The following is a 17,595-nucleotide window of genomic DNA, read 5'->3' on the forward strand; positions in this document are numbered from 1 at the left end:
CATGACTGGCCCGCGCCGTCCACCGGCCGAGCCGCCGCCATCGCATGTTCAATCGCATCATCGTCGTCTGCACCGGCAACATCTGCCGCAGCCCCATCGGCGAAGGCCTGCTGCGGCAGCGCCTCAACGGCCGCAACATCGAGATCCTTTCGGCCGGCACCGGCGCGCTCGTCGGCTTTCCGGCCGATCCGCTCGCCGTCGAAGTCGCGGCCGACCACGGCCTCGACATTTCCGCGCATCGCGCCCAGCAGGCGACGCTGCCGCTGCTGTCGTCGATGGATCTGGTGCTGACGCTCGACCAGGGCCACAGCGACTGGATCAACGCGCGCTATCCGCAGCTGCGCGGCCGCGTGCACAAGCTGCTGAAATGGCGCGAGAACGCCGACGTCGCCGACCCCTACCGCCAGCCCAAGCAAGCCTTCGAGCAGGCCTGGTCCGACATCGACGCCGGCGTCGACGACTGGCTGCGGAAGCTGGGCTGACGCGCGCCGGCGGGCGGCGGCCGGACCGGCGCGCCGGATGACCGCCCAGCAGCGGGCGCCGCCGTGAAAGTGGGTGAAATCCCGCCCGCCGGCTGCACCGGCGGCCGTCCTTTATACTGTCGGGCCTCATGTCCGCCGGCCGCGATGGCCGATCTTCGATGTCCGACGCCGTACCCTCCGCTTCGCCGAGCCGCCCGCAGCGCAAGCTGTACCTGATTTCCTGGGGCTGCCAGATGAACGACTACGACTCGGCCAAGATGGCCGACGTCCTGGCCGCGTCGCACGGCTATGCGCGTACCGACAAGCCGGAGGAAGCCGACCTGCTGCTGCTGAACACCTGTTCCGTGCGCGAGAAGGCGCAGGAGAAGGTGTTTTCCGAGCTGGGCCGCTGGCGCGACTGGAAGCAGGCCGCGCCGGGCCGCGTGATCGGCGTCGGCGGCTGCGTCGCCTCGCAGGAAGGCGAGGCGCTCGCCGAGCGCGCGCCGATCGTCGACCTGGTGTTCGGCCCACAGACCCTGCACCGCCTGCCGCAGATGCTCGACGCCACGCGCGCCGCGCAGCGGCCGATGGTCGACGTCAGCTTTCCGGAGATCGAGAAGTTCGATCGTCTGCCGGAGCCGGTGGCCTCGGGGCCGACCGCCTTCGTCTCGATCATGGAAGGCTGCTCGAAGTTCTGCACCTTCTGCGTGGTGCCGTACACGCGCGGCGCCGAAGTCTCGCGTCCGCTCGACGACGTGCTGCTCGAATGCGCGCAGCTGGTCGAGCAGGGCGTCAAGGAAATCACCCTGCTCGGCCAGAACGTCAACGCCTACCGCGGGCGCATGGGCGACACCGCCGAGACCTGCGATCTGGCGCTGCTGATCGACTACCTCGCGCAGATTCCGGGCCTGGCGCGCATCCGCTACACGACCTCGCATCCGGCCGAGTTCACCGACGCGCTGATCGAGTCGTTCGCCGCGCAGCCCAAGCTCGCGTCGTACCTGCACCTGCCGGTGCAGTCCGGCTCCGACCGCATCCTCGGCATGATGAAGCGCGGCTACACGCGCGCGCAGTTCCTCGACAAGATCCGCCGCGTGCGCGCGGCGCGGCCCGACCTGTCGCTGTCGTCGGACTTCATCGTCGGCTTTCCGACCGAGTCGGACGACGATTTCGTGCAGACCATGGACCTGATCGCCGAGGCGCGTTTCGACTGCGCGTTCTCGTTCAACTACAGCCCGCGTCCGGGCACGCCGGCCGCGAACCTGCGCGATACCGTGCCGCCGGAGATCAAGGACCAGCGTCTGGCGATCCTGCAGGCGCGTATCCGCCAGTTCGACGACGCTTTCCGTCACGCGCTGGTCGGCACCACGCAGCGCATCCTCGTCGAGCGTCCGGCCCGGCGCGGCGAAGGCCGCATGGCCGGCCGCACGTCGAGCAACCGCGTGGTCAATTTCGAAGGGCCGGAGACGCTGATCGGCCAGCTCGTCGACGTCGAGATCACCGAGGCCGCGAGCAACTCGCTGCGCGGCCGCCTGTCGGGGGCGGAGGCGGCGTGAGCGCCGTCCCCGCCATGCCCCGCTACACGCTGGACGAGCTGCGCGACGCCGCACGCAGCGTGCAGGCGGCGATGACGCCGACGCCGGCGCAGCGCTGGCCGCTGCTCGAAGCCGCGCTCGGCACCGAGGTCTGGCTCAAGCATGAGAACCACACGCCGCTCGGCGCCTTCAAGCTGCGCGGCGGCCTGGTCTACTTCGAGCGTCTGCTGCGTCGCGAGCCGGACATCGCCGGCGTGATCTGCGCGACGCGCGGCAATCACGGCCAGTCGGTCGCCTTTGCCGCGGCGCGCGCCGGCCTGCGCAGCGTCATCGTCGTGCCGCACGGCAACAGCCGCGAGAAGAACGCGGCGATGCGCGCGCTCGGTGCCGAGCTGATCGAACACGGCGAGGATTTCCAGGCAGCGCGCGAGCACGCCGAAGGTCTCGCCACCGCGCGCGGCCTGCATCTGGTGCCCTCGTTCCACGACGATCTCGTGCTCGGCGTCGCCAGCTACGCGCTCGAACTGTTCGAGAGCGCCGGCCCGCTCGACGTGGTCTACGTGCCGATCGGCCTCGGCTCCGGCATCTGCGGGACGATCGCCGCGCGCGACGCGCTGGGCCTGGCGACCGAGATCGTCGGCGTCGTTTCGGCCGGCGCGCCGGCCTACGCGCGCTCGCTCGCCGCCGGCCGGGCGCTGCCGCATCCGGTCAGCACGCAGATCGCCGACGGCATGGCCTGCCGCGTGCCGGAGCCGCGGGCGCTGGCGATCATCGGCGCCGGCGCGGCGCGCGTCGTCGAGGTTTCCGACGCCGAGGTCGCGGCGGCGATGCGCCTGCTGTTCGAAACCACACACAACGTCGCCGAGGGCGCCGGCGCCGCGAGCACCGCCGCCGCGCTGCAGGCGCGCGACGCCCTTGCCGGGCGCCGCATCGGCCTCATATTGAGCGGCGGCAATATCGACCGCCCGCTTTACACGGCCGTACTGGCCGGATCCCTATGAGCAAACCTGTCACGACCGCCAGGCTCGACCTGGTCCTCGAATCCGATGACGCGCAGCGTCTCGCCAATCTGTGCGGGCCGTTCGACGCGCACCTGCGTCAGATCGAGCTGCGCCTCGGCATCGAGATCCGCAATCGCGGCAATCGCTTCCAGCTGGTCGGCGGCCGCAACGACATCCGCCGCGGCGAAGCCGTGCTGCAGGAGCTGTTCAATTTCGCCGCCGACGACACGGTGACGACCGAGAACGTGCACATGGCGCTGGCCGAGCAGCTCGGCGCCGCCGACGAGACGGCCGACGACGACGAGCCGGCCTCGCGCGACGACGTCGTGATTCGCGGCAAGCGCGGCGTGATCCGCGGCCGCGGCGTGCAGCAGAAGCAATACCTCAAGAACATCGCCACGCACGATCTCAACTTCGGCATCGGTCCGGCCGGCACCGGCAAGACCTATCTCGCCGTCGCCAGCGCCGTGCATGCGCTGGAGCGCGACCGCGTGCGCCGCATCGTGCTGGTGCGGCCGGCGGTCGAGGCCGGCGAGAAGCTGGGCTTCCTGCCCGGCGACATGGCGGAGAAGATCAACCCGTACCTGCGCCCGCTGTACGACGCGCTGTACGAAATGCTCGGCTTCGAGCGCGTCGCGCGCCTGACCGAGAAGAACGTCATCGAAGTCGCGCCGCTGGCCTTCATGCGCGGCCGCACGCTGAACGAATCGTTCGTGATCCTCGACGAGGCGCAGAACACGACCATCGAGCAGATGAAGATGTTCCTGACCCGCATCGGCTTCGGCTCGGTCGCCGTCGTCACCGGCGACATGACGCAGACCGACCTGCCCAAGCACATGACCTCGGGTCTGAAGCAGGCGCTGACCGTGCTCGACGGCGTGCCGGGCATCAGCTTCACGCACTTCCGCAAGGAAGACGTCGTGCGCCATCCGCTGGTGCAGGCCATCGTCCACGCCTACGAACAGCACGAGCGCGCCGCGCCGCGCGAAGGCGGCGAGGCATGAGCGCGAAGAAGGCCGCGGCCGCCGGCGGCGAGATCGTCGTGCAGCGCCAGCTGGCGTCGGCGCGCGGCGTGCCGTCGGCGCCGAGCCTGCGCGCGTTCGCGCGCGCGGCGCTGCCGAAGCGCTTCGGCGAGCTGACGATCCGCATCGTCGATGAAGACGAGAGCCGCGCGCTCAACCGCGACTATCGCGGCAAGGACAAACCGACCAACGTGCTGTCGTTCGACGGCGATGCGGCGATGAGCGCGCAGGGCGTGCTCGGCGATCTGGTGATCTGCGCGCCGGTCGTCGCCCGCGAGGCCGTCGAGCAGAACAAGACGCTGCGCGAACACTGGGCGCACATGGTCGTGCACGGCTGTCTGCATCTGCAGGGTTATGATCACGAGATCGAGCCCGATGCCCGGCGCATGGAAGCCCGCGAGATCCGTATCCTCAAGAGCCTGGGATTCCCAGACCCTTACCAATGACCGACGACGAAGAAGACGACAGTCCGCAGCGAGAAGAAACCCAGCTGAGCAACTGGTGGCGGCGCGTCACGCACCGCCTGGCCGGGGGGCCGCGGACCCGCGAGGACCTGCTCGAACTGCTGCGTGACGCGCGCGAGGCGCAGCTGATCGACAACGACGCGATGTCGATGTTCGAAGGCATCGTGCAGACCACCGAGATGCACGTGCGCGACGTCATGGTGCCGCGCGCGCAGATGGTCATCGTCGAGGCGGACTGGACGCCCGACCGGATCTTCAGCGTCGTCATCGAATCCGGGCATTCGCGTTTCCCGGTGATCGGCGACTCCAAGGACGAGGTCGTCGGCATCCTGCTCGCCAAGGACCTGCTCAAGCTGAGCTCCGGCGTGCCGGGTTTCGGGCCGGGCACTTTCGAGCTGTCGCGCCTGCTGCGTCCGGCGACCTTCGTGCCGGAGTCCAAGCGCCTCAACGTGCTGCTCAAGGAGTTCCGCCGCAGCCGCAACCACATGGCGCTGGTCGTCGACGAATACGGCGGCATCGCCGGCCTGATCACCATCGAGGACGTGCTCGAACAGATCGTCGGCGAGATCGACGACGAGTACGACGAGGCCGAGGGCGCGCGCATCCTCAAGCAGGACGAGCGCCGCTATCTGGTCAGCGCGCTGGCGACGGTCGAGGAGTTCAACGCCTACTTCGGCACGCAGTTCCCGACCGATGAGTTCGACACCATCGGCGGCTTCGTGCTGCACCGCTTCGGGCATATGCCCAAGCGCGGCGAGAACGTGCGCATCGACCGTTTCAGCTTCAACGTGCAGCGTGCCGATACGCGGCGTGTGCACCAGTTCATGGTGACCGTGTCCGCGTCCTGAAGGCGCGCCCGCGGCCCGCCGCCGATCGGCGGCGGGTGCGCACCGGGGGCGTTCGTGCGCCCGCCATCGCCGTTTCGATGTGCCCGACAAGGAACCGTCGCATGCGTTCGAGCGTGTACCGCTGTCTCGCGCTGCTGTGCCTGCTGTTCGCCGCGCCGCTGTTCGCGCAGGGGGCCGCCGATTCCGCCGCCGCGCCGGCGACGGCTGACGAGACGGCGCCGAACATCGAGCTGATCACCTTTGGCCCCGGCCCGATCTACTGGGAGCGCTTCGGCCACAACGCCATCCTCGTGCGCCAGCCGGGCAGCAGCCGCGGCCTGCTCTACAACTACGGCATGTTCGATTTCGGGCAGAAGAATTTCTTCCTGAACTTCGCGCGCGGCTACATGCAGTACCGCCTCGCCGTGCAGCGCTTCCCGCAGGCGCTCGACGGCTACGCGCAGGAAGCGCGCTGGGTCTACTTCCAGAGCCTCGATCTGCCGCCCGCCGCGCGCCGCGAGCTCGCCGCCTTTCTCGCCTGGAACGCCGAGCCCGAGCACGCCGAGTACCGCTACGACTACTTCATCGCCAACTGTTCGACGCGCGTGCGCGATGCGCTCGACGTCGCCACCGGCGGCGCGCTCAAGCGCCAGAGCGAAGGTCTGGCGACGCAGCGCAGCTACCGCTTCGAGGCGACGCGCCTGATCGGCCCGGACCTCGTGCTCGCGCTCGGCATGGATCTCGGCATGGGGCCGGCGGCCGACCGGCCGATCGATCTCTGGCAGCAGAGCTTCGTGCCGATGGTGCTGATGGACGCGGTGCGCAAGGTGCAGCTCGGCGATGCCGACGGCCGCACGCATCCGCTGGTCGCGCGCGAGGGCTGGCTGCTGCAGAGCGAGGCCTGGCCGGAACCCACCGCACCGCCCTCGGCGCTGCTGCCGCTGCTCGCCGCCGGCCTCGCCATCGGCGCGCTGCTGGTCCTGCTCGACCGCGCGCGGCGCCGCGCGCCGGCGCGCTGGGCGTTCGCGCTGCTCGCGTTCGCGATCAGCCTCACGGCGGGCGTCGGCGGACTCGTGCTGGTCGCCGGCTGGACGCTGACCGAGCACTGGATCATGTGGGCCAACCGCAATCTGCTGTTGCTCAGCCCGCTGTGCCTGCTGCTGCTGCCGGCCTGGATCGCGTCGGCGCGCGCCGGCTGGCGGCCGCGCCGCTGGCAGCGCACGCTCGCCGTGCTCGTCGCCGCCGGCGCCGCGTTGAGCGTGCCGCTGCTGCTGCTCCCGGGCGCGCAGCACCATCTGCCGTGGATCGCGCTCTGGCTGCCGGCGCAGCTGGCGCTGGCCCGGAGCCTCGTCCGCGCCGCGCGTGCGTCGTCGCGCTAGGCAGGCTCTGAAAGAGTTCATGCGGCGTCGTGGCGCGGCGCCACGGGCGACGACGCAGACCAGTGGCGCGCGACGCCAAAGGCATTTCCGGATCGCCACGGCGCGCGGCGCGGCCTGGCGATGACAGCGTCATGGAGCCCGTCCGTCGCGCCGCGCGAATCTTGCAGCGCGACCTTGCGCCGCGAGGCGAGGGTGAGCGGAGCGGAGGAGACAGACGAATGAGCCAGAACACTGCGGGATCGTGCCTGTGCGGCGCCGTGCGCTTCGAGGTGGAAGGCGACTTCGAGCGCTTCTATCTCTGCCACTGCGCGCGCTGTCGCAAGGACACCGGTTCGGCGCACGCCGCCAACCTGTTCTCGTCGAGCGCGCGGCTGCACTGGCGGTCGGGGCAGGAGAACGTCCGCAGCTTCGGGTTGCCGGGCACCCGGCATCGCCGCAGCTTCTGCGCGGTCTGCGGTTCGGCGCTGCCGGATCTGCAGATGAACGGCGAGCTGCTGGTGGTGCCGGCCGGCAGCCTGGACACGCCGCTGGCGCTGGCGCCGGATGCGCACATCTTCACCGCCAGCCGCGCCGACTGGGATCACGAGCTGCAGCGGATTCCGTCGCTGGCGCGCGCTCCGTCCTGAGCGGACGCGCGGCGATCGTCGGTTCCTGTACGGCTTCCTGCCCGGTGCGCCGATCGTGGCGGCATAGTGGCGCGGCCCGGCAGCCGGCTCCCGAAATGAGGTGGCCGGCTTTCGATTGCACCGGAGGCGAACTCGGCCGGGCCCCGACGCGCATCCGGCGCACGCGCCGCCGACGCTTTCCGTTTCGTGCTGTGCGCGGACTTCTGCGGCGATCTGTACTCGCGCTGTGGCTGTCGCGGCCGTGTCGTGCCGAACACAATGCGGCGATGTCTTCCCTCTCTTCCAGCGCCTGGCGCAACGGTCTGATCGGCGTGCTGATCTTCAGTGGCTCGCTGCCGGCGACGCGCGTCGCGGTGGCGGCGCTCGATCCGTGGTTCGTGACTTGGGCGCGGGCGGCGATCGCGGGCCTGCTCGCCGGCGGCCTGCTGCTCGCGCTGCGGCAGCCGTGGCCGCGGCGCGACGAGCTGGCTTCGCTGGCGCTGGTGATGCTCGGCGTCGTCGTCGGCTTTCCGCTGTTCAGTGCGCTGGCGCTGCAGCAGGTCAGCTCGGCGCATGCGCTGGTCTTCGTCGGGCTGCTGCCGCTGGCGACGGCGGGCTGCGCGGTGCTGCGTGGCGGCGAGCGGCCGCGGCCGGCGTTCTGGCTGTTCGCGCTGCTCGGCAGCGCGCTGGTGCTCGGCTACGCGCTGCGCCGCGAGACGGCGGCGCCGGCAGGTTTCGGCGTCGGCGACGCCTGGATGCTGGCGGCGATCGCGGTCTGCGGGCTTGGCTACGCCGAAGGCGCGCGCCTGTCGCGCCGGCTCGGCGGCTGGCAGACGATCTGCTGGGCCTTGCTGCTGGCGCTGCCGCTGATGCTGCCGCTCGCCTGGCGGACGCGGCCGGCCACGCCGCCGCCGGCCGTCGCGGCGTGGCTGGCGCTCGCCTACGTCTCGCTGTTCAGCATGCTGCTCGGCTTCGTGTTCTGGTACCGCGGCCTCGCCCAGGGCGGCATCGCCGCGGTCGGCCAGCTGCAGCTGCTGCAGCCGCTGTTCGGGCTGCTGCTCGCCGGCCTGCTGCTCGGCGAGACGGTCGAGCCGGCGATGATCGGCGTGGCCGTCGCCGTCGCGCTGTGCGTGGCCGCGGCGCGCCACCACGGCGCGCGGCCCGCGCCGGCGGTCGCGGCTGCCGTCGAAACCTAATCGCGGAACGAGGGATCGAGGCGATCGAGCCGGCGCAGCAGGCCCGGCCAGGCGAGCGCGCCGCCGAGGCCCTTGGTCACCGCCGCGGCGGCAGCCTGCACGCCGGCGATGATCTGCGGATGGACCTTGACCAGCTCGCCGCCGCCGGCCAGCGCCCGCACCTGGATCATGCAGGCGGCCTCGAACACGTACATCGCCAGGAACGCGTCGGCCGGCGTCGCGCCGACCGTCAGCAGGCCGTGGTTGCGCAGCATCAGAAAGATCCTGTCGCCGAAGTCGGCGACCAGGCGCGGCTTCTCGTCGTCGCGCAGGGCGATGCCTTCGTAGTCGTGATAGGCGAGTGAGGCGAGCACGATCGTCGCCTGCTGCGAAATCGGCAGCACGCCGTCCTTCTGCGCCGAGACGGCGACGCCGTTCAGCGAATGCGTGTGCATGACGCAGTGCGCGTCCGGCCGCGCGGCGTGGATCGCGCTGTGAATGGTGAAGCCGGCCGGATTGACCGGATGCGGCGAGTCCATGACCTTGCGTCCGGCGAGATCGATCTTGACCAGGCTCGACGCGGTGATCTCGTCGAACAGCCAGCCGTAGGGATTGATCAGGAAGTGGCCTTCCTCGCCTGGCACGCGCGCCGAGATGTGGGTGAAGACCAGATCGTCCCAGCCGAAGTGCGCGACGAGGCGATACGCGGCGGCGAGATCGACGCGCGCCTGCCATTCGGCTGCGGAAACCTGGGCGCGGACGGAGACGGAATTCGACATGGGGTTCTCCTCGGATGGGTCGCCGGATGTTCTGATGGCGCCGGCGACGGGACGTCGGCGACGGTAGCGCAAGCCGGCTGTGCTGCCTTGAGCGCGATCATGGCGCCGCCGGCAGCGAAAAGTGTTCGCCCTGCCGCGGCAGGCGGAAGCGCACGCCCAGCGCCGGCGCGGCGGCCAGCTGCGCGGCGATCAGCGCGCGCGGATCGGCGCCGGCCTGCAGGCTCGGCTTGATGTGGGTGACGACGACGTCGAGGCCGCTCAGCGCGCCGGCGCCGCCGGCTTCGCGTTCGAAGCGCCGGAGTTCCGCCAGCAGCCATTGCGGTTTCAGATGGCCGAACAGGCGCGTGTCCTCGACCGCGTCCGGATACGAGCACTCGATGATCAGGCCCTTGAGCGCGCCGCGGCGCTGCAGCGGGCCGAGCACCTGCCAGACGCGCGCCAGCCGTGTGCTGCGCTGCACTTCGTCCGGGCCGGTGTCGCCGAAGTAGGCGAGGTAGGCGTCGCCGTGCTGCACGAGGATCATCGAGGATTCGAGGCGATCGTGCGCGAGCGGATAGAGGCGCGCGCGCAGCGCGGTGCCGTCGATCGCGAAGGCCTGTTCCGGCGGCTGCGCCCGCAGCGGGTACTGGCCGAGCGCCGGCGCCGCGCCGCGATCGGCGAAGTTCGGCCATGCGGCCCAGTTGAAGTAGTCGTCGCTGAGCGTCTGCAGCGTCGCGGCCAGGCCGTAGACCGGCTTGCGCGTGTCGTCGGTGGACGCGATCAGCAGGCCGGCGAGATGGTCGAGATGTGCGTGGCTGATGAAGTAGCCGGCGATCGCTTGGCGCAGCACGGCGCCGGCCGGCGTCAGCGCGCCGTCGGGCGCGCGGTCGGCGAACGCGCCGGCGCGCAGTGCGGCCTCGATGCCGGGCAGCAGGGTGCCGGCGTCGAGCGCCAGATAGTGCGCCTCGCCCGGGGCGCGCAGCAGCCAGGCATTGAGCTGGCCTTCGTGCAGGCCGCCTTCGCTGCCGAGCGTGACCAGCTCGAAGTCGGCGGCGGCGGCGAGCCGGGTGATGCCGGCCAGCAGCAGGACGGCGAACGCGGCGCACAGGCGTGCGGCCAGGCGAAGGCGGGAACGGGCGGACATGGCCGCAGCGTAGAGCAGCGCCGGCCGCCGCGGCCAGCGCCGCCTGCGCCGGGCCGCCGATCTCGTCCGGGTGGCGCTGTGGCCGGCTGCCGAGTTCGGCTACGCTGACCGCATCCCGTCCTCGTTTCCGGAGTCCACGCGTCGTGTTCGCGCCTCAGCTGCTGCTCGCCTCGCAATCGCCGCGCCGCGCCGAACTGCTGCGCCAGATCGGCCTGCGCTTCGTCGTCGCGCCGGCCGACGTCGCCGAGGGCGCGCGCGCCGGCGAGACGGCGGCGGACTACGCGCGGCGCATCGCGCTGGAGAAGGCGCGCGCCGGCTGGCAGGCCTCGGATCGCCGCCTGCCCGCGCTCGGCGCCGACACCGACGTGGTGCTCGACGGCCGCATCCTCGGCAAGCCGCGCGGGCGCGACGAGGCGCTGGCGATGCTCGCCGCGCTGGCGGATCGCGTGCACGAGGTCTACTCGGCGGTCGCGTTGGTCGACGGCACGCGCGAGGCGCTCGCGCTGTCGGTGACGCAGGTCGCGTTCGGGCCGATCGCGGCGGCACAGGCCGAGGCCTACTGGGCCAGCGGTGAGCCCGCCGACAAGGCCGGCGCCTACGGCATCCAGGGCCTCGGCGCGCTGTTCGTGCGCGAGATCCGCGGCTCGTACAGCGGCGTCGTCGGCCTGCCGCTCTACGAGACGGCCGCGCTTCTGGAACAATTCGCTATCCGACCTTTGTCCTTTCCCGCCCATTCATGAGTACCGAGATCCTGGTCAACATCGGGCCGCAGGAGACGCGCGTCGCGCTCGTCGAAGGCGGCACCGCGCAGGAGATCCACGTGCAGCGCGCGTCGCGGCACGGCCTGACCGGCAACATCTACAAGGGCGTCGTGCAGCGCGTGCTGCCGGGCATGCAGGCCGCGTTCGTCGAGATCGGTCTGGCGCGCACCGCGTTCCTGCACGTCAACGACATGGTCGCCACGCCGCCGCCGGGCGAGCCGCTGCCGCTGATCACGCAACTGCTGCACGAAGGCCAGCAGGTGCTGGTGCAGATCGTCAAGGACCCGATCGGCAGCAAGGGCGCGCGCCTGACGAGCCTGCTGTCGATCCCGTCGCGCTATCTGGTGCTGCTGCCGTTCGAGCCGCACGTCGGCGTCTCGGCGCGGCTCGAAGGCGAGGCCGAGCGCGCGCGTCTGAAGGGCCTCCTCGACGAACTGCAGCAGCGTCTGGCGCCGAACTTCGGCGTGATCGCCCGCACCGCCGCCGACGGCGTCGACGCCGCCGCGCTGGAGGCCGACCTCGGCTTTCTGCTGCGGCTGTGGGCGGCGGTGCGCGAGCAGGCCGAGACCGCGCCGCCCGGCACGCTGGTGCACGGCGACCTGCCGCTGTCGATGCGCATCCTGCGCGATCTGCTCGGCACCACCGTCGAGCGCGTGCGCATCGACTCGGCGGCCGAATGCGAGGCGCTGCGCGAGTTCGCGCAGACTTTCATCCCGCAGGCGGCGCCGCTGGTCGAGCTGTACCGCGGCTCGGCGCCGATCTTCGATCTGTTCGGCGTCGAGGACGACATCAGCCGCGCGCTGGAGCGCAAGGTCGAGCTCAAATCCGGCGGCCATCTGGTCATCGACCAGACCGAGGCGATGACGACGATCGACGTCAACACCGGCGCCTACATCGGCCATCGCAACCTCGAGGAGACGGTGCTGAAGACCAACCTCGAGGCGGCGCAGGCGATCGCCCGCCAGCTGCGGCTGCGCAACCTCGGCGGCATCATCATCATCGACTTCATCGACATGAAGTCCGAGGACCATCGCGCCCAGGTGCTGCGCGTGCTGGAGCGGGCGCTGGCCGCCGACCACGCGCGCACCCAGGTCTATCCGTTTTCGGCGCTCGGCCTGGTCGAGATGACGCGCAAGCGCACGCGCGAATCGCTCGGCCACATCCTTTGCGAGCCGTGCCCGGCCTGCGGCGGCCGCGGCACGATCAAGACCGTCGAGACGGTCTGCCACGAGATCGCCCGCGAGGTGCAGCGCGCCGCCCGCCAGTTCGAGGCCAAGGGTTTTCTGGTGCTGGCCGCCCCGCACGTGGTGCAGAAACTGGTCGAGGAGCAGCCGTCCGGGCTCGCCGCGCTGGAAGCCGGCCTGAACCGGCCGATCCGCCTGCAGGCGGAGCACGGCTACACGCAGGAGACCTTCGACGTCGTGCCGCTCTAGGGCCGGCCGGCACCCTGGCGCGCGGCGCCGGCCAAGCGTGATCTGGCTCAGGTGCCGTTCAGCCGGTGCAGTGGCTCCGGCGGGCGCGGCACGCGACAATAGCGCCATCCCGCTGCACCCTCCCGTACCCTGAGAGCATGGAACGCGTCAAACGCCGCTGGTGGACCTGGGCGATCACGCTGCTGGCCGCCCTGGTCATCGTCGGCGCGGTCATCAGCGGCCTGTTCCAGCTCGCCGTGCTGGCGCTGCCCAGCTATCGCGCCGATCTGTCGGCGTGGATCACGCACGTCGCCAACCGTCCGGTGCAGATCGGCGGCATCAATCTCGGCTGGCGCGGCATCGAGCCGCGCCTGGATCTCGACGACATCACGCTGTTCAGCGACGACGGCGACGAGAGCCTGACCCTGGATCGCCTGAGCCTCGGCTTCAGCGTGCCGCGCCTGCTCACCGGCAACCTGTTCCCGGACCGCCTGGAGATGTCCGGCCTGACGGTGGTGATCGAGGTCGACGAGGACGGCCAGTGGACGATCGCCGGCTTCACGTCCGGCGCCGCGCAGCTGCCGCCGCAGAGCCGCGACAACTGGTCGCGCGATCTGGCGCGCTTCCGCCACGTGGTCCTGCAGAACTGCACGCTGGTCTTCAGCGGCCCGCGCTTCGGCGCGCTCGAAAAGCAGGTGCGCGTCGCGCGCATGGAGATCGACCAGACCGACGCCGGCTTCGATGTCGACGGTCGCCTGCAGCTGCCGGTCACGCACGGCGACAGCGTCCAGCTGTCGGCCGAGATCGAGGGCGCGATCGCCGAGCCGGCACGCTGGCGCGGCGACTTCGAGCTCGACCTCGCGCGCCTGCGCCCGCAGGGCTGGCTCGAAGGGCTGCTGCAGCCCGGCGTGCAGATCGGCGCCGAGAATCTCAACGCGACGATCGACGGCCATCTCGAGGCCGGCCGCCTCGCGCACGCCGACCTCGCCGTCGATTCCGGGCCGCTGGTGGTCGCGCGCGGCGGCAAGTCGAACGGCGCGCGCAAGGCGCGGCTGCGCGCCGCGGTGCGCAGCGAGGCGCGCGGCTGGATCGCCGATCTGCGCGAGCTGCGCTTCGACGACCAGCGTCTCGCCCACGGCAGCCTGCGCTGGGCGCGCGACGCGCAGGGCGACGAGCTCGACGTCGACGCCGACGAGCTGCAGCTCGGCCGCCTGATGCCGTGGACCGGCATCTGGCGCGACACGCCGCCGGCGGTCGCGCAGGCGGCGCGGCTGTCGGGCACCTTGCGCAATCTGGTGCTGCGCCTGCGCCGCGACGGCGAGGCGACGCCGCGCTATTCGGCGACCGCGCGGCTCGACGGTCTGGCGCTGGCCCCCGACACGCACGTCGGCTTCTCCGGCTTGAGCGGCGATCTGTCGGCGAACGAGAACGGCGGCCAGCTGCGCCTCGGCCGCGTGCCGCTCGATCTGCTGCTGCCGTCGACGCTGAGCGAACCGCTGCGTTTCGACGCGCTCGACGCGCAGCTGCAGTGGTCGCGCGCCAGCGACGGCTGGAAGCTCGGCGCGCCGGCGTTCGCCTGGCAGCTGGCCGGCAGCGAGGGCAGCGGCCGCTTCGAGCTGCAGCTGCCGCAGGCCGGCGGTTCGCCGCAGCTCGACCTGCAGGCGCGCTTCAGCGCGCAGGACGTCAACCTGCTCAAGCCGTACATGCCGACGCACTGGTCGCAGCATCTGCGCGACTGGCTGCGTGACAGTCTGCTGCGCGGCCGCGCGACGCGCGGCGATCTGCTGATCCGCGGTCCGCTCGCCGACTTTCCGTACGCCTCGCATCCGACCGGCGTCTGGAAGCTCAACCTCGACACCGCCGGCGTCGACCTCAAGTTCGCGCCGGACTGGCCGCAGCTCGACGACGTCGCCGCGCGCCTGACATTCACCGGCGCCGGCCTGGCGATCAACGCGATCTCGGCCAGGCTCAACGGCAACAGGATCGACCGCGCCGTCGCCCGCTTCGACGACTTCGCCACGTCGCTGCTGACCGTCGACGCCGCGACCAGCGGCGAGATCGCGCGCTTCTACGATTTCCTGCGCGCCTCGCCGCTGCACGCGCGCCTGTCGGGCCTGCTCGACCAGACGCGCGCCGCCGGCAATGCCAGCGTCGCCGTCAAGCTCGACCTGCCGCTGCACGACATCCAGTCGACCCGCGTCAACGGCAGCGTCGCGCTCGACAACGTGCAGATGTTCTACACCAAGCTCGATCAGCCGATCAGCGGCATCCGCGGCACTGTGCAGTTCGACGACCACGGCGTCAGCGGCGAAGGGCTGGCCGGCCGCTTCGAGGATCTGCCGCTGGCGGTGCGCATCGTGCCGCGCGCCGGCACGCACGGCGTGGTGATGGCCGACTTTCCGTTCGCACCGAACGACGACGGCATCGGCGCCAGCCAGTTCATCCCGGCGCTGATCCGCGGCGGGCTGCACGGCGAGAGCGCCTGGCACGCCGAGCTGCCGATCCAGGAGCACGACACCGCGCTGCTGCTGAGCAGCGAGATGCGCGGCACCGAGGTGACGCTGCCCGAGCCGCTGGCCAAGCCGGCCGACGCGGCGCTGCCACTGAGCGTGCGCATCGGCGGCGACGCCGAGGCGCCGCTGCGCATCGGCATCGGCTACGGCCAGCGCCTGGGCGGCGACCTGGCGTTCGGCGACGGCGGCGGCCGCAGCCTGCGCCTCGACGGCATGGCGCTGCGCTTCGGCGGCGCCGCGCCGAAGGCGACCAAGGGCCGCTACGTCGTCGACGGCCATGCCGGCACCGCCGATCTCGCCGCCTGGATCGCGCTGCTGGCCGGCGACACTACGCCGGCGCCGACCGCCGCGGCGCCGGTCACTGCGGCCGGTGCGGCCGCGCCGCCGGCGCCGGCGGGCGGCGGCGCGCGCGTTGACCTCATCGACCTCGATCTCGCCCACGTGCGCTGGCAGCATCAGCTCAGCGGGCCGACGCACCTGCGCTGGGTGCCGCTGCAGAACGGCTGGCGCGCCAACCTCAGCGGCGACGGCGCGCAGGGCGTCGTCGAATACGCCGGGCCGGCGCCGGGCCGGCTGATCGCGCGGCTCGAGCGTCTGGCGCTGACGCCGCAGGCGCCGCCAGGCGAAGCCGAGGCGGAGAAGGCGGGCGCCGCCGGCAGCGCGCCGGTGGCGGCCGAGCCCAATACAACGCCGGTCGAGCCCGGCCGCTGGCCGGAGCTCGACGTGATCTGCGAGGCCCTCAGCGGCGGCGGCGCCGACCTCGGCCGCTTCGAGCTGAAGACCGCGCGCATCGCCGGCGGCCAGCGCATCGAGCGGCTCAAGGCCGGCGGCGGCATCGTCACCCTCGACGCCGCCGGGCAGTGGACGCGCAGCGGCGGCCGCTCCACCGCCGAGCTGCGCTCGAAGATGACGTCGAGCGATTTCGAGGCGGTGCTCAAGGCCTTCGATCTGGAGCCGAACTTCAGCGCGCGCAGCACGCGCATCGACGGCGATCTGAAGTGGGCGCCCTCGCCGACCGGCCTGGCCTGGCAGGCCGCCGCCGGCCGCGTCGAGCTGGAGGCGGAGAGCGGCCAGGTGCGCACGGTCAAGCCGGGCGCCAGCCGCGTGCTCGGCCTGCTGAATTTCTATGCGCTGCCGCGGCGTCTGACGCTGAACTTCAGCGATGTCACCGAGGACGCGCTCGCCTTCGACCGCGTCGACGGCCACTTCGATCTCGGCAACGGCGCGGCGGTGACCGACGATCTGACCGTGCGCGGCCCGTCGCTGCGCATGGATCTGCGCGGCCGCATCGGCCTGGCGGCGCGCGACTACGACCAGCGCGTCACCGTCTACCCGACCGGCATCTCGTCCGGCGTCACGCTCGGCGCCGCGCTGCTCGGCGGTCCCGCGCTCGGTGCGATCGTGCTGCTGGCGCAGCAGGTGCTCGACAAGCCGCTCGACCAGGTCACGCAGCTCAGCTATCACGTCTCCGGCAGCTGGGACAATCCGAAGGTCGAGAAGCTCGATGCGCGCACGCTGCGCGCCGCCGAGCAGAAGGGAGCGAAGAAGAAATGAGCGAAACGGCCCGGCCGGCGCGCCTCGCGGCGCTGCAGATGAACAGCGGCGACGACGTCGCCGCCAACCTCGACGCCGCCGCGCAGCTGCTGCGCGAGGCGGCGCGCGCCGGCGCGCGCGTCGCCGTGCTGCCGGAGAACTTCGCGTTCATGGGCCGTCGCGATCGCGACAAGCTCGCCCACGCCGAGGCCGACGGCCACGGGCCGATCCAGGATCGCCTCGCGGCGCTGGCGCGCGAGCTGGACCTGTGGATCATCGCCGGCACCCTGCCGATCCGCGTCGACGGCGAGGAGCGCGTGTACGCGGCCTGCTGCGTCTACGACAGCGACGGCGCGCGCGTCGCGCGCTACGACAAGATCCATCTCTACGACATCGACGTGCCGGGCGGCGGTGGCGAGCGCTATCGCGAATCCGCGAGCATCGCGCCGGGCCGGCTGCATCCGGTCGTCGTCGACACGCCGGCCGGTCGCGTCGGCCTGTCGGTCTGCTACGACCTGCGCTTTCCGGAGCTGTACCGCGCGCTGGTCGAGGCCGGCGCCGAAATCCTGGTCGTGCCGGCCGCGTTCACCGTCAAGACCGGCGAGGCGCACTGGGAGCTGCTGCTGCGCGCGCGCGCCGTCGAGAACCTCTGCTATGTGGTCGCGCCGGGCCAGTGCGGCACGCATCCGAGCGGGCGCGGCACCTACGGCCACAGCCTGATCGTCGAGCCCTGGGGCCGCGTCGTTTCGAGCCGCGACGCCGGCACGCCGGGCGTGGTCACGGCGACGCGCGATGCCGAGCGTCAGGCCGAGCTGCGCCGCGAATTCCCGGCGCTCGCGCACCGGCGTCTGCCGGCGCGCTTCTGAAGGCGCCGCAAGAGCGCTTGCAAACCGGCGCTGCGCCCGCATTCAGAGAGGAACGCCGCCGGTCGGCGGCACCCCTTTTCCGCGCTATGCTGCGGCGCTTTCCGTCGCCGCAGCGGCGGACCGACTTCCAGCGGACCGA

The 17,595-nt window shown here is 71.7% G+C and carries 15 protein-coding genes; 13 read left to right on the plus strand and 2 right to left on the minus strand.

The window, feature by feature from the left end:
- Window positions 1-44 precede the first annotated feature (44 nt).
- The 9 genes from H149_RS0107940 to H149_RS0107980 all read left to right on the plus strand — a co-directional run bounded on the left by H149_RS0107940 (window position 45) and on the right by H149_RS0107980 (window position 8,490).
- On the plus strand, window positions 45-482 hold the full coding sequence (locus H149_RS0107940; RefSeq protein ID WP_020649214.1) for a low molecular weight protein-tyrosine-phosphatase: 438 nt from the start codon (window positions 45-47) through the stop codon (window positions 480-482).
- Between the two features lie 158 nt (window positions 483-640).
- A complete protein-coding gene (gene miaB / locus H149_RS0107945) occupies window positions 641-2,017 on the plus strand; it encodes a tRNA (N6-isopentenyl adenosine(37)-C2)-methylthiotransferase MiaB (protein WP_051101820.1) in 1,377 nt (458 codons plus the stop codon).
- 14 nt (window positions 2,018-2,031) lie between these two features.
- The gene (locus H149_RS0107950) at window positions 2,032-2,997 is read left to right on the plus strand and encodes a threonine dehydratase (RefSeq protein ID WP_020649216.1); all 966 of its coding nucleotides are present in this window, start codon (window positions 2,032-2,034) and stop codon (window positions 2,995-2,997) included.
- A complete protein-coding gene (locus H149_RS0107955; protein ID WP_020649217.1) occupies window positions 2,994-4,001 on the plus strand; it encodes a PhoH family protein in 1,008 nt (335 codons plus the stop codon). Before H149_RS0107950 ends, H149_RS0107955 begins: the two co-directional genes overlap by 4 nt.
- Window positions 3,998-4,465, plus strand: coding sequence for an rRNA maturation RNase YbeY (gene ybeY / locus H149_RS0107960; RefSeq protein ID WP_020649218.1), 468 nt, complete (start codon window positions 3,998-4,000; stop codon window positions 4,463-4,465). Before H149_RS0107955 ends, ybeY begins: the two co-directional genes overlap by 4 nt.
- Window positions 4,462-5,331 (plus strand): CorC family transporter, encoded by an 870-nt coding sequence (locus H149_RS0107965; RefSeq protein ID WP_020649219.1) that lies wholly within the window; start codon window positions 4,462-4,464, stop codon window positions 5,329-5,331. The genes ybeY and H149_RS0107965 overlap by 4 nt, the downstream gene beginning before the upstream one ends.
- 101 nt (window positions 5,332-5,432) lie before the next feature.
- The gene (locus H149_RS0107970) at window positions 5,433-6,689 is read left to right on the plus strand and encodes a lipoprotein N-acyltransferase Lnb domain-containing protein (RefSeq protein WP_020649220.1); all 1,257 of its coding nucleotides are present in this window, start codon (window positions 5,433-5,435) and stop codon (window positions 6,687-6,689) included.
- A gap of 218 nt (window positions 6,690-6,907) precedes the next feature.
- Window positions 6,908-7,315 (plus strand): GFA family protein, encoded by a 408-nt coding sequence (locus H149_RS0107975; RefSeq protein WP_026352979.1) that lies wholly within the window; start codon window positions 6,908-6,910, stop codon window positions 7,313-7,315.
- 266 nt (window positions 7,316-7,581) lie between these two features.
- Window positions 7,582-8,490 carry a DMT family transporter gene (locus H149_RS0107980; RefSeq protein WP_020649222.1) on the plus strand — a complete coding sequence of 303 codons (909 nt, stop codon included), beginning with the start codon at window positions 7,582-7,584 and terminating at the stop codon, window positions 8,488-8,490.
- Here H149_RS0107980 and H149_RS0107985 read toward each other — a convergent pair.
- Complete coding sequence (locus H149_RS0107985; protein WP_020649223.1) at window positions 8,487-9,248, minus strand: class II aldolase/adducin family protein; 762 nt, start codon at window positions 9,246-9,248, stop codon at window positions 8,487-8,489. The genes H149_RS0107980 and H149_RS0107985 overlap by 4 nt on opposite strands.
- A 97-nt stretch (window positions 9,249-9,345) precedes the next feature.
- Complete coding sequence (locus H149_RS0107990; RefSeq protein ID WP_020649224.1) at window positions 9,346-10,371, minus strand: MBL fold metallo-hydrolase; 1,026 nt, start codon at window positions 10,369-10,371, stop codon at window positions 9,346-9,348.
- 143 nt (window positions 10,372-10,514) lie between these two features.
- On the opposite strand from H149_RS0107990, the gene H149_RS0107995 reads away from it, so the two are divergent.
- The 4 genes from H149_RS0107995 to H149_RS0108010 all read left to right on the plus strand — a co-directional run bounded on the left by H149_RS0107995 (window position 10,515) and on the right by H149_RS0108010 (window position 17,456).
- The gene (locus H149_RS0107995) at window positions 10,515-11,111 is read left to right on the plus strand and encodes a Maf family protein (RefSeq protein WP_020649225.1); all 597 of its coding nucleotides are present in this window, start codon (window positions 10,515-10,517) and stop codon (window positions 11,109-11,111) included.
- Window positions 11,108-12,565 (plus strand): ribonuclease G, encoded by a 1,458-nt coding sequence (gene rng, locus H149_RS0108000; protein ID WP_020649226.1) that lies wholly within the window; start codon window positions 11,108-11,110, stop codon window positions 12,563-12,565. The genes H149_RS0107995 and rng overlap by 4 nt, the downstream gene beginning before the upstream one ends.
- A 137-nt stretch (window positions 12,566-12,702) precedes the next feature.
- Window positions 12,703-16,611 carry a YhdP family protein gene (locus H149_RS0108005; protein WP_020649227.1) on the plus strand — a complete coding sequence of 1,303 codons (3,909 nt, stop codon included), beginning with the start codon at window positions 12,703-12,705 and terminating at the stop codon, window positions 16,609-16,611.
- Entirely contained in the window at window positions 16,608-17,456 is an 849-nt protein-coding gene (locus tag H149_RS0108010; protein WP_020649228.1) for a carbon-nitrogen hydrolase family protein, read from the plus strand. The genes H149_RS0108005 and H149_RS0108010 overlap by 4 nt, the downstream gene beginning before the upstream one ends.
- The last annotated feature ends 139 nt before the right edge of the window (window positions 17,457-17,595 follow it).

The organism is Solimonas variicoloris DSM 15731 (genome assembly GCF_000382285.1).
Classification (GTDB): Bacteria; Pseudomonadota; Gammaproteobacteria; order Nevskiales; family Nevskiaceae; genus Solimonas; species Solimonas variicoloris.